9 protein-coding genes are annotated in these 12,634 nt (G+C 72.5%); 1 reads left to right on the plus strand and 8 read right to left on the minus strand.

Annotated elements, in window-relative coordinates; translation table 11 throughout:
* Position 1 precedes the first annotated feature (1 nt).
* The 7 genes from ENKNEFLB_RS16480 to ENKNEFLB_RS16510 all read right to left on the minus strand — a co-directional run bounded on the left by ENKNEFLB_RS16480 (position 2) and on the right by ENKNEFLB_RS16510 (position 10,034).
* Positions 2-2,758 (minus strand): FG-GAP-like repeat-containing protein, encoded by a 2,757-nt coding sequence (locus tag ENKNEFLB_RS16480; RefSeq protein ID WP_214056380.1) that lies wholly within the window; start codon positions 2,756-2,758, stop codon positions 2-4.
* 445 nt (positions 2,759-3,203) lie between these two features.
* A complete protein-coding gene (locus tag ENKNEFLB_RS16485) occupies positions 3,204-3,971 on the minus strand; it encodes an ABC transporter ATP-binding protein (RefSeq protein WP_214056381.1) in 768 nt (255 codons plus the stop codon).
* Positions 3,968-4,885: an ABC transporter permease gene (locus ENKNEFLB_RS16490; RefSeq protein ID WP_214056382.1), complete on the minus strand. Its 918-nt coding sequence runs from the start codon at positions 4,883-4,885 to the stop codon at positions 3,968-3,970. The genes ENKNEFLB_RS16485 and ENKNEFLB_RS16490 overlap by 4 nt, the downstream gene beginning before the upstream one ends.
* Entirely contained in the window at positions 4,878-7,016 is a 2,139-nt protein-coding gene (locus tag ENKNEFLB_RS16495; RefSeq protein WP_246535614.1) for a glycosyltransferase, read from the minus strand. The genes ENKNEFLB_RS16490 and ENKNEFLB_RS16495 overlap by 8 nt, the downstream gene beginning before the upstream one ends.
* Entirely contained in the window at positions 7,013-8,188 is a 1,176-nt protein-coding gene (gene glf, locus ENKNEFLB_RS16500; protein ID WP_214056383.1) for a UDP-galactopyranose mutase, read from the minus strand. Before glf ends, ENKNEFLB_RS16495 begins: the two co-directional genes overlap by 4 nt.
* A 6-nt stretch (positions 8,189-8,194) precedes the next feature.
* On the minus strand, positions 8,195-9,133 hold the full coding sequence (locus ENKNEFLB_RS16505) for a glycosyltransferase family 2 protein (protein ID WP_246535615.1): 939 nt from the start codon (positions 9,131-9,133) through the stop codon (positions 8,195-8,197).
* Positions 9,126-10,034: a glycosyltransferase gene (locus tag ENKNEFLB_RS16510; protein ID WP_246535616.1), complete on the minus strand. Its 909-nt coding sequence runs from the start codon at positions 10,032-10,034 to the stop codon at positions 9,126-9,128. The genes ENKNEFLB_RS16505 and ENKNEFLB_RS16510 overlap by 8 nt, the downstream gene beginning before the upstream one ends.
* Positions 10,035-10,058: 24 nt before the next feature.
* Here ENKNEFLB_RS16510 and ENKNEFLB_RS16515 point away from each other — a divergent pair, with 24 nt between their 5' ends.
* The gene (locus tag ENKNEFLB_RS16515; protein WP_214056385.1) at positions 10,059-10,880 is read left to right on the plus strand and encodes an inositol monophosphatase family protein; all 822 of its coding nucleotides are present in this window, start codon (positions 10,059-10,061) and stop codon (positions 10,878-10,880) included.
* 3 nt (positions 10,881-10,883) lie between these two features.
* Here ENKNEFLB_RS16515 and ENKNEFLB_RS16520 read toward each other — a convergent pair whose 3' ends face one another.
* Positions 10,884-12,362 carry an LCP family protein gene (locus ENKNEFLB_RS16520; protein ID WP_246535617.1) on the minus strand — a complete coding sequence of 493 codons (1,479 nt, stop codon included), beginning with the start codon at positions 12,360-12,362 and terminating at the stop codon, positions 10,884-10,886.
* Positions 12,363-12,634: the final 272 nt, after the last annotated feature.

Below are 12,634 nucleotides of genomic sequence, written 5' to 3' on the forward strand. Positions count from 1 at the left end.
CTCAGCCCAGGCGGTCGGCGGTCCCGGTGGGCCCGGTCAGCAGGACCGCGTCGCCGACGACGCCCCGGCGGCCGACCGGGAGCAGCCACAACCGGCCGTCCGTGTCGGTGCCGACCAGGTCGGCCGGACCCCGGCCGCGCAGGTCGCTGACGCTCGTCAGCGAGGCGTACGTGCCCGCCTCGACGTCGTCACGCGGGTCGCGCAGACCGGCGGCGACGCGCCCGGCGCCGAGGCCGCCGGCCCCCGTACCGGGGTAGAGGGTCAACGTGCCGGCGCGGCGCCCGACCAGGTCGGCGCGACCGTCGCCCGTCAGGTCCCCGACGGCCTGCAGGCCGCGGACCTTGCCGAACCCGCCGCCCAGGGCGAGCGGCGCGGCGAAGCTGCCGGAGCCGTCGCCGCGGTGCAGGGACAGCACGCCCGCGGTCCGGGTCATCAGGTCGCCGTCGCCGTCGCCGTCCCAGTCGCCGGCGTTCAGCACGAGCGCCGCCCCCGAGAGGTCGACACCGGTCTCGACGACCGGGAGCGTCTCGGTGGTGCCCTGGTCGGCCAGCCACAGCAGCCGGTCGCCGCGACGCACGACCACGTCGGGTCGCGCCGACCCCCCGACCTGCAGACCGCCGGTGAGGCCCGCGCCGGACCGGATGCCCGACAGGCGGCCGAGGCCCTCGCCCAGGGTGCCGTCGCCGAGACCGGGCAGGACCACGGTGGCCCCGTCGGCCGCACGACGCAGGAGGAGGTCCGCCCGGCCGTCGCGGGTCAGGTCGCCGGCCGGCACGATCACGTCGTCCGTCGACCAGGTGCCGGGCACGAGGCGCGGCGCGGCGTAGCGCTGACCGGCGGCGCCGGGGCGGAGGAAGAGGGTGCCGTCCGCCTTCTGCGCCAGCAGGTCGGGATCCCCGTCCCCGGTGAGGTCGCCGGCGGCGAGGAGCCGCGCGTAGCGCGCCCACCCGCGGCCGACCACCTCCCGGACGACGCCACCGGCCCCGTCGCCGGCGAAGGCGACCAGGCGGTTCGTGCCCTTCTGCCGGGCGACGAGGTCGCCGGTCCCGTCGGCGTCGGCGTCGCCGATGGCGACCACGAGGTCGTGGGCTGCGTCCGGACCACCGGCGAGGGCCACCGGGGGCGCGAAGACGCCCCGGCCGGCGCCGACGGCGACCGCCGTGGCCCCGTCCGCGCGGCGGGCGAGCAGGTCGGTGCGGCCGTCACCGCTCAGGTCGCGGCTCAACGACACCTCGGGCCAGTCCGCCCAGTCGCCCGCGACCTCCACGGCCGGTCCGAAGCCGGTCAGGCCGCCCGTGGGCACGACCACGGCCTGCTCGTCCGAGGCGCGGCGCAGCACGAGGTCGGGGTAGGCGTCGCCGGTCAGGTCCGAGTCGAGCGGCGCAGCAGTCGGCTGCGGCTCGGGCTCCGGCTCGGGCTCCGGCTCCGGCTCCGGCTCCGGGCGGGCCTCCTGCAGCGCGTTCGCCGCCTTGCGGATCGCGCCCAGCTGCTCGTAGAGGTAGCGGCCCGGGCAGGCGGTCGAGCCCGCGTCACGGTGGCCGTTGATCGCGGGGAACGTCCGGGAGCCGACCTGCTGGCGCTGGGAGCCGGCGTCGACACCGTGGATGCCCAGCTTCCAGGCGAACAGCGCGGAGTAGGCGTCCACCATCACCTGGGGCGGGCGGACGACGTCGAAGTTGCCGATGGCCGACATCGCGAAGGAGTAGGAGTTGTAGTTCAGCGTGTGGGCGCCGACCACGGCGCGGGTGACGCCGCCGTACCGGCCCTCCCAGATCCGACCGAACCGGTCGACCAGGAAGTTGTAGCCGACGTCGCTCCAGCCGCGGCTCTGCGTGTGGTAGGCGTAGATCGAGCGCAGGATGCCCGGCACGTCCTCGCGGTCGTAGACGTTGGCGTTGACCGTGTGGTGGACGAACCCGGCCTTGACGGTGCCGTACGACGGGGACCCGCTGCGCAGCCGCTCGTCGGCGCCCCACTGGGCGCGGGAGTAGATCATCGGGCGGGGAGCGGAGCCGGTGGCGGCCAGCTCCAGCGCCTCGTCGGTGGCGCGGGCGCTGGTGTCGTCCTGGCCGGCGGTGTCGATGGCGGGCAGCTGACGATCGGTCGCGGCGGCCTCCCCCGGCTCGACGACGACCGCGCGCAGGTCGGCCGGGGCGCTCCCGGCGGAGCTGACCCGGACCTGGACCTCGTCGACGTCGCCGACGACGACCGCGTCGGTGCCGGGACGGGTGCGGAGGTCCTCGGGCGTGCCGGCGTCGGGACCGTGGTCCTCCTCGACCTCGGCCTCGGTCCACTCCGACCAGGCACCGTCGACCTGGCGGTAGCGCACGCCGACCGCGTCGTGCGCGAGCTCCGCGCCCGGGGCCCAGGTGACCCCCACAGTGGCGAAGTCCTCGACGGGCAGCGGCACGCTGCGCACCTGCGACGCGCCGTCGGCCACCCGGGTCCGCGCGTCCAGCCCGCCCGGTGCCACGCGGGCGCCGGCCGGGGCGGTGAGCTGGTGGTCCTCGACCTCGGCGTCGACCGGCGCGGTCGGGACGGTGGCGGCCTCGGCCACCGTGCCCGGGGCGGGCGCCCGGCCGGTGCCGGGCAGGGCGACGCCCGAGGAGGCGACCGACGAGGCCGGCGACTCCCGCACGACGTCGAGCGACAGCACGCTCGCCGCGGGCGTCAGGACCGCCAGCACGACGCCGAGCGCCAGCAGCTGCTGGCACGCGGAGACGAAACCGGCCCGGGAGCGGGCAGGGGGAAGAGACATCGGCAGCCTTTGTGCGGGGGGAAGGAGTCACACGAGGCTGCAACTTTCACACGCGCCACAGGGTGGCGGAAGGGGAACTGAGTAACTACAAGCGTGTAATTTCCAGTCGACACGCCGCACGAGCGGCGATTTGTTGGATGGCGACCGGCGGTCGGCGGTCGGCGGTCGGCGGTCGGCGGTCGGCGGTCGGCGGATCGCACCACCGCGCCGCCCCGCGCGCCGGCGGTGGGCGGATCGGGGGTAGTCCACGCTGCGCTGCTCCCTGCCGCGTCGGACCCGGGCCTGCCGCGTGCTCGCGGGCGCCACCGCCCGTGGCGCGCGGGCTGCCGGATCGACGCCAACGGTCGGACTTGTCGGGCGAGTTTCGAGCTTGTCGGCCTTTGCAAAGGCCGACAAGCTCGGAAGTCCCCGGCCGACCGGGGACTTCTGGGGCCGCCGGGCCGAGCTAGATGTCGGCGCCGATCTCGTCGTCGAGGTCCGGCTGGCCGGGCTCGTCGTACTGCAGGTAGCGGATGCCGGCGTCGACCTCGCCGTCGTAGCCGACCCTGCCCTTCTCCAGCACGATCACCCGGTCGCACATCCGGCGCACCGACCCTGCCGAGTGGCTGACGTAGAACACCGTCCGGCCGCTGTGGCGGATCTCCTGCATGCGCTCCAGGCACTTCTTCTTGAACGGCCGGTCGCCCACCGCCAGCACCTCGTCGGCCAGGAAGACGTCGGAGTCGACGTGGATCGCCACCGCGAAGCCGAGCCGGGCGAACATGCCGGAGGAGTAGGTGCCGACCGGGGTGTCGAGGAAGCGGCCGACCTCGGCGAACTCGACGATGTCGTCGAACTTCGACTGGGTCTCCTTCTCGGACATCCCCAGGATGGCGGCGTTGAGGAAGATGTTCTCGCGTCCGGTGAGCTGCGGGTGGAAGCCGGCGCCCGTGGCGATCAGGCCCGAGACCCTCCCCCGGGTCAGCACGCTGCCGGAGTCGGGGCGCATCACGCCGATGATCAGCTTGAGCAGGGTGCTCTTGCCGGAGCCGTTGAGGCCCATCAGCCCGATCGACTCGCCCTGGTTCACGGTGAAGGACACGTCGTCGACGGCCTGGAACGTGTCGCTGATCGCGCGGCCCCTGGACAGGGCCACCGTGATCTCCTTCAGGGTGCGGTGGTAGCGCAACGTGAAGTCCTTGGTCGCGTGGTCCACGACGATGCTCTCGCTCACAGGCGTTCAGGGATCCTCTGCTCGAGACGGGAGAAGACGCGCTGCGCGATCACCAGCAGCACCAGGCTGCCGAGCAGGGACCACAGGCCCAGCTCGAACAGGTTCGGCGGCAGCTCGGTGCGGGCGAACTCCTCGGGGTCGGTGGTGGTCCCGATCCAGAACCCGCGCTGCACCAGCAGCACCGCGTTGGCCATCGGGTTCCACAGGTAGAACTCGGCGGCGGCGCCGAAGCGCTCCGGGACCAGGGTGTAGGGGTAGATCATCGGCACGCCGAAGCGGGTGAAGTTGGTCAGGATGTTGACGGCGCTGGAGAAGTCACGGAAGAACACGTTCGCCGTGCTGAACAGCAGCGCCAGGGCCGTCCCGAGCACCATCACGATGCCCAGGGACAGGAAGAGGGCGCCGATCCCCGCCGGGTCCGGGGTCCAGCCGTAGAGCAGGCTGACCACCACCAGGATCACCAGCTGCGGCACCACGTGGAAGAGCGAGACCAGCATCGAGGCGACCGGGAACATCTCCCGCGGCACCGCCATCTTCTGGACCAACGACTTGTTGCGCACGATCGAGCGGGTGCCGGCGTTGAAGGTCTCCACGAAGAAGTGCACGACGATCAGCCCGCAGAACACGTGCACCGCGAAGTTCTCGGTGCGCCCGCGCCCGATGACGATCTGCATGATGAAGAAGTAGATGCAGAACTGCGTCAGCGGGTTGATGTAGCTCCAGATCAGGCCCAGGAACGAGCCCTGGTAGCGGGCGCTGATCTCCCGCTTGACCAGGAGCTTGAGCAGGTAGCGGCGCCGGAACACCTCGAGCAGGCCGCCGGTGTCGGACGGCGGGCGCAGGGGTGCCTCGACGACCCGCGCGCCGCCGGGCTCGTCCTCGGACGCCGCGTGCGGCGTCACGACGTCAGTCATCGGCCCCGTCCCGCGAGGCCCCGTCCTGCGACGCGTCGGGCTGCGACGTGGCGGGCTGCGGGTCGGTCCATGGCTCGAACGTACGCTCCCACGCCTCCGGCGAGGTGATCTCGGTCAGGGCCGCCCGGTACTCGGTCGCCAGCCGCGGCCACTCGCGCCGCAGGCGCAGGTGGATCTCGACGGTCTTGGTGAACAGGTCACGGAAGATCGCGGGGTCCCTCTGGTAGAACGCGGCGCTGGTGCCGTCGGGCATCGAGACCACGGCGGAGTCGTAGCGCGTCAGCCGGAACCACTGCGCGTCCATGGCCATGATCTCGGCCTCGGCGTGCCGGCGCGAGAGCTCACGCGGCTTGGAGAACTGACGGATCGGCGACTTCAGCGCCCGCATGGTGATCTGGCGCGGTCCGAGGTGGCCCACGTCGTCGCGCCCCTTGCGCGGCGGCTTCTTGCGCTTCACCGTCGGCAGGTCGTCGCGGTCGGTGACCAGGCGCGCGTCGGTGTGCTTCTTGGCCATCGCGCGGATCTCGGGGAGCCGGGTGGCCAGGGTGCGGTGCAGGAACTCCGGACCCTCGAGCAGGTCGAGCAGCGCCTGGTGGCGGATCTCGACCGTGGAGTACTGCATCGAGACCAGGTGCTTGACCTGGTGGTTCAGGCTCTCCTGCACCATCCGGCCGCCGCCGGGGTACGGCGAGTGCAGCAGCGCGGCGACGAACCGGTTGCGCTGGTGGAAGTAGGACTGCCAGTCCAGCGCGTCGTTCTTGTCGGTCCACGGGATGTGCCAGACCGCGGCGCCGGGGAACGACACCGTGGGGTAGCCGGCCTCCTTGGCGCGCAGGCCGTACTCGGAGTCGTCCCACTTGATGAAGACCGGCAGCGACAGCCCGATCTCCTCCAGCACGACCCGCGGGATCAGGCACATGAACCAGCCGTTGAAGTCGACGTCGACCCGCTTGTGCAACCAGCGCGACGAGCGCAGGTTGCGCGCGGAGAAGTCCCAGTCGGAGTGCACCCCGGCGGCCGACTGCCACCAGAAGCGCCACGGCTGGACGACCTCGCCCCAGCTGTGGAGGCGTGAGCGGGCGTACAGGCTGAACATGTGGCCGCCGACCAGCGTGGGGCGGCGGGCGAGGTCGGCGAAGGTGATGGCCCGGATGATCCCCTCGGGCTCGCAGATCACGTCGTCGTCCATGCACATCAGGTAGGTCGCGGTGCCCTTGCGCACCGACTCCAGCTGCCCGCGGGCGTAGCCGCCGGACCCGCCGAGGTTGCCCTGCTCGATCACGCGCAGCACGGAGCCGAGCGCCTCCTGGGCGGCGGGGAACTCCGGGGAGTCGGTGACCAGGTCCTTGCCCTGCTCCATCACCAGCACTTCGTCGAGGTACGGCCGCAGGTCGGCGTCGTCGCCGATCTGGCCGAGCAGCTTGGCGCAGAAGTCGGGGCGGTTCATCGTGGTGATGGCGAGGTCGACCGTGCCGTGCTCGGCACGCTCTTCGGGCACCTCGGCGGTCCAGCGGGCGTCCTCGACGAGCACGTCGGCGTCGCCGGCGACCACGTCGTACCAGTACCAGCCACCGTCGACGAACGGCTTGAGCGTGAGGTCCCAGCTGAAGGTCTCGGACTCGTCACCGCTGGTCGAGGCGGCGTCGACACGCTGCGAGCGGCCGTTGGCCATCGACTTCATCAGCACCACGGTCGCGCCCGGGCCGCGCAGGGTGATGGCGAGGCTGACGGTCTCCACGACCGTCCAGCGCCGCCAGTAGCTGGCCGGGAAGGCGTTGAAGTAGGTGCCGAAGGAGAGCTTGGCGCCCGAGCGGACCACCACGGAGCGTCGCGAGCGGATCTGGTCGGGGTGCAGGGCCGGGGCCGACGCGCTCGCGCTGCCCATGGCCGCCGAGACGGCGTCGCGCATCCGGCGCGACATCCCGCCCTCGTCGCCGTCGACCTCGACGGCGGCGGGCTCGGTGTCGACGTAGAGCGAGACGACGTCGCTGTCGGAGCCGTCGGGCAGCACCTGCTGCTGGATCAGGCGGCGCACGGTCGGTCCCGCGGTGCCGGCCGAGGCGGCGCTCGTCCCGGCGCTCGCTCCGGTGCCGGGGCCGGCGCTGCCGACCGTGGTGTCGGTGATGGTCACTCGTCCACTCCTCCGCTGGCCCAGGCAGCTCCGTCGGAGAAGTAGGGCTTCAGCTTGTTGTCGAACATCGACAGCGCCGACCCGATGGCCATGTGCATGTCGAGGTACTTGTAGGTGCCGAGGCGACCGCCGAAGAGCACCAGCGGCTCCTTCTTGGCCAGCTCGCGGTACTTCAGCAGCTTGGCGCGGTCCTCGGCGGTGTTGGTCGGGTAGTAGGGCTCGTCGTCGTCCTCGGCGAACCGGCTGTACTCGTGGACCACGATCGTCTTGCCGGGCAGGTGGGTGCGCTCGGGGTGCAGGTGCTTGAACTCCAGCACCCGGGTCCACGGCACGTCCTGGTCGTTGGCGTTGACCACGCCGGTGCCCTGGTAGTCGTCGACGTCGAGCGTCTCGGCCTCCAGGTCCACCGTACGCCACGACAACCGGCCCTCGCGGTGGTCGAAGTACTCGTCGACGGGGCCGGTGTAGACGATCGGCACCGTGCCCTTGTACTCGTCGGCGACGTCGAAGAAGTCGGTGTCGAGGCGGACCTCGATGTTCGGGTGGTCGGCCATCCGCTCCAGCCAGGCGGTGTAGCCGTCGACCGGCAGGCCCTCGTGGGTGTCGTTGAAGTAGCGGTTGTCGAAGGTGTAGCGGACCGGGAGCCGGGTGATGATGTCCGGGCTCAGCTCGGTGGGGTCGGTCTGCCACTGCTTGGCGGTGTAGCCCTTGATGAACGCCTCGTAGAGCGGGCGTCCGATCAGGCTGATCGCCTTCTCCTCGAGGTTCGTGGCGTCCTCGGTGGCGATCTCGCTGGACTGCTCGGCGATCAGCGCGCGCGCCTCGTCGGGCGTGAACGCCCGACCGAAGAACTGGTTGATCAGGCCGAGGTTCATCGGCAGCGAGTAGACCTGGCCCTGGTACTTGCCGAAGACCCGGTGCTGGTAGGCGGTGAAGTCGGTGAACCGGTTGACGTACTCCCAGACCCGTTCGTTGGAGGTGTGGAAGAGGTGCGTGCCGTACTTGTGCACCTCGATCCCGGTCTCCGGGTCCTTCTCGGAGTAGGCGTTGCCGCCGAGGTGGTAGCGGCGCTCCAGCACGAGGACCCGCAGGTCGAGCTCGGTGGCGCAGCGCTCGGCGAGGGTGAGTCCGAAGAATCCGGAGCCGACGATGACGAGATCAGGGGTTGACACGGTGGATCACTCTACGGTCGTCGGCGGCTGCTGGCGCATCCGGCGCGCGTCGCGCAGGCCACGGATGACGTTGCGTGCCTCCGCGCGCCCGCCCCGCAGCGGGCTCAGGGCCACCACGCCGGCCGCCACGACCCAGGGCTTGGCCCGCACCGCGGCGTTCTCGCCGTAGCGCAGGTGGACCGCGAAGAGGTTGCGGTACATGTAGTAGCCCTTCCACCCCGCCAGGTCGTGCTGCTGGTCGAAGTCGAGCTGCCGCACCAGGACCGCGTCGCGCAGCGCCCAGATCCGGAACCCGGCGCGCCGGGCCCGGACGGCGAAGTCGACGTCGTCGTAGAAGATGAAGTAGGAGGCGTCGGGTAGCCCGATCCGCTCCACCACGCGCCGGCGCACCAGGAACCCCTCGAAGGCGACGTTCTCCAGCTCGACCCGCTCCGGCATCGAGGCGCGGGTGCCGTACGTCGTCTCGACCATCGCCGTCTTCGGCTTCAGCGCCCGGGGGTCGCGCAGGTCGAAGCGCAGCGCCGCCTTCTCGCACAGCGCCCCGTGCCGGTCCTCGCGCACCGCCATCAGGCAGTCCTCGTCGGCCTCCATCAGCACCCGCAGGCAGGACGGGGCCGGCACGACGTCGTCGTCCATCAGCCAGAACCGGTCGAAGCCCCGCTCGTACGCCGCCCGCACCCCGGCCCGGAAGCCGCCGGCCCCACCGACGTTGGTGGGGCTGGTGAGCACCTCCAGCGGCAGGTCCCCGGCCGCGACGGCGGCGCGGAGCACCTCGGCGGTGCGGTCGGTGCTGGCGTTGTCGACCACGACCACGCCGTCAGGCGCCCGCTCCTGCGTGCGGAGGCCGGCCAGCATGCCCTCGAGCAGGTCGGCCCGGTTGTAGGTCACCACGACGACCGCGACGGTCTCGGGCGCCGCGACGCCGTCCACGCGCTGCTCAGCCACGCAGGAACCTCCGGTGACCGGTGAAGTCGCCGCGCAGCCCGTCGCGCATCGCCCCCAGGCTCAACCGGACCCGGGCGGGGTCGCGCCGGGTCACGGTGTAGAACCACAGCGTCTTGAGCACGAACGCCAGCGCGTGCGGCCAGCCGCGGTAGTCGCGCAGGTTCAGCAGGTTGTTGCGCGCCATGCAGTAGTGCTTCAGGTCGCTGGGGCTGTGGTTGTACGTCGTCCGCCCGCCCATCATCGGCGCCCCGAGCTCGCCCACGCTCGGGTGCAGCACGCGGGCGCCGACCACGGTGGCGACGCGACCGCCGGCCCGCTCCGCGCGCAGCCGGTACTCGTGGTCGTCGCCCCAGATGAAGAACTCCGCCCGCGGGAGGCCGATCCGCTGCACCAGGTCGCGGGTGACGAGCACGCCGTTGAACGGGATCACCACGTCGCGGATCAGGCCGTCGACCGCGGCGTCGGCGACGTCGGTCATCCGGCGCACCGTCCGGGTGCCGCCGGGCAGCCGGATCGGGAAGACCAGGCGCTCGGGGTCGGCCTCGTCGACGACGACCGGTCCCCAGAAGTCGAGCTCGCCGCGGTGCTGGAGGAGCAGCTCCAGGCAGTCGACGTCGGGAAGGCCGTCGTCGTCCATCAGCCACACCAGGTCGGCGTCCCGCTCGACGGCCCAGGCGAGGCCGTCGTGGAACCCGCCGGCCCCGCCGGTGTTGGTCCTCAGGGTGCGCGCCTGCACGCCGTCCCGACCGTCGAGCCCGGCCAGGAACGCGCCGGTGCCGTCGGTGGAGGCGTTGTCGAGCACGAGGACCTCGTCGAGCCCGGGGACCTCGGCCAGCCGGGCCAGCAGCGTCCGCAGGAGGGGGAGCCGGTCGTAGGTCACCACCACCGCCGTCACCCGCACGGGCGCCACCCTAGTCTGGAACCCGTGGACACCGACGCCGTGCTCGAGCTCGTGCAGGATGTCGCGGCCCGGGTGATCACCCCGCGGTTCCGCGCCCTGGACGCCTCCGACATCTCCGAGAAGAAGCCGGGCGACCTGGTGACGGTCGCCGACCGGGAGGCCGAGGTCGAGATCACCGCGGCGCTGCTCGCGGCCTACCCCGACGCGGTCGTGCTGGGCGAGGAGGCCTACGCCGAGGACCACGCGGTGATGGAGCGGTACGCCGCGGCCGACCACGCCTTCACCGTGGACCCGGTCGACGGCACGAAGAACTTCGTGCACGGCTCGCCCGACCACGCCGTGATGGTCGCCGAGCTGCACCACGGTGAGGTCGTGCGGAGCTGGATCTGGCAGCCGCAGCACGAGGCGGCCTACGTCGCCGAGCGTGGCGCCGGCGCCTGGCACAACGGCGTACGGCTGAGCCGCCCCTCCCCCGGGCCGGACCCGGCGGCGTGGCGGGCCGCGACCTCGCGGCGCGGCTGGGTGGGTCGCGAGCTGCCCGGGCTGGACGGCATGGCCCCGATGACGCTGACGTGGGTGTGCTGCGGCATCGACTACCCGCACCTGGTGGCCGGTGACACCGACGTCCTGCTCTACTCCGGGGCGCTGCCGTGGGACCACGCCCCGGGCACCCTGCTGCTCGAGGAGGCCGGCGGGCGGGCGGCGGTGGCCGACGGCCGCGCCTACGACCCGACCCGCCCGCACCGCGCGACCGGCGGCGGGCCGCTGGTCTGCGCCGCCGACGAGGAGACCTACCGCCGGGTCGGCGAGGCGCTGGGCACCGGGGCGCTCGACGCGCCCCGGTGACCCTCAGCAGGCCGCGCTGAGGTCCTGGGCCTGGTTCGCGGCGTAGCCGTCGGACATCGAGCCGAGCGAGCCGCCGGTGACGGCGGTGGGTGCCTTCCTGCGGCCGCCGGCGCCGGCCGACGGCGACGGGGGCTCCTCGGTGCGCTGCACCGCGGCGTCGACCTTCTCCTGGATCAGGTCGATGTCGGGGTCGGCGGTGTCGATCATCGGCGGCACCAGCGAGAGCGTCGCGATCTTCTCGTCCTTCGCCTTCATGGCCAGGGACATGAAGGTGTCCAGCTCCGAGGCCGGGAGGTCGGTCTGGACCAGCTCGGCCGAGGCGTCGGCGATGGCGGAGAAGTTGCGCACCACCGTCTGCGGGCTGAGCTGCGAGGCCATCGCGGCCATCACGCACTTCTGCCGCGCCATCCGGGAGTAGTCGTCGGAGCCGTCGCGGGCCCGGGCGTACCAGAGGGTGTCCATGCCGTCGAGCTCGCGGGTGCCGGTGGGGATGTAGCGCACCACGTCGTCGCCGAGGCCCCCGACCGGGATCGGCTGGCGGACGTTCAGCGTCACCCCGCCGACCGCGTCGACGAGCTCCTTGAACCCCTCGAGGTTGACCATGGCCCAGTAGTTGACGTCCAAGCCGGTGATGCCCTCGACGGCCATCACGGTGGCGTCGATGCCGGGCTCGTCGGACGACCCGAACAGCTCGGGGCGGTCCTCGGCCCAGGTGGAGACGCCGTTGAGGTAGTCGGCGTCGAAGCCGTCGGGGAACTGCTCGTCCATCACGCTGCCCTCGCGGAAGGGGAAGCCCTTCATGTTGCGCGGCAGCGAGACCAGGACCGTCCGTCCGGTGTCGGCGTCGATGGAGGCCACCGTCATCGAGTCCGGACGCAGCCCGACCCGCCCCGCACCGGAGTCGCCTCCCATCAGCAGCACGTTGTAGCGACCGTCGGTGGCGGCGGTGACGATGCCGTTGCCGGACATGGTGCCGATGAAGTCCCGCTGCACCCCCATCAGGTGCGCGCCGGTGAGCAGCGTGCCGGCGACCGCGAAGCACAGCACACCGTTGACCGCGACCACCGCGCGGCGGTGGCCCATCCCGAGGGACAGCGGCTTCCCCAGCCGCCAGGCGTCCATGAACAGCACGGCCCAGAACACCGCCAGCGCCATCAGCACCAGGCGTACCACCCCGAGCAGGGCCGGGTCGGTCAGCATCGTGAAGCCCAGGTCCCGGTCGACCGTGACCGAGACCAGCACGGCCACCGTCAGCGCGACGAGCACCAGCCAGGTCCGGAAGGCCGCGAGGCCGAGGCGACGGTTGCCGGCGAGCAGCTGGGCCGAGCCCGGCACCACCAGCGTCATCGCCATCAGGGACAGCGCGCGGCGGAAGCGGACGCGCTGGGCCCGCTCGGCGGCGGTGGAGCGCGGGACGGGAGGCGAGCCGAGGGGTCGGGCGGGGTCGTTCGGACGTCGGGTCGCACTGGGGGAAGACAGCACGTCGGTCAGTATCACCGGCCCCTTCCGTCCCCGTCGTCCCGACGCGCCGGGCGCCGCGCACCGGCGCCGACGGACGCTCATGCGGGGGGCGGCACGGTACCGTCGCGGCCATGCCTGAGCGCCCGCCCCCCGGAGGCTCCCGCGGAGGCTCCGACGACGGGGCCGACTTCGGGTGGATCTACGGGGACCAGCCCCCAGCGACCCCGACGCCACCCGGGCCATCCCCCAGCAGCCCCGCCAGCCCCGTCAGCAGCCCCGTCAGCCCGCACGGG

Source organism: Nocardioides aquaticus (genome assembly GCF_018459925.1).
Lineage (GTDB): Bacteria > Actinomycetota > Actinomycetes > Propionibacteriales > Nocardioidaceae > Nocardioides > Nocardioides aquaticus.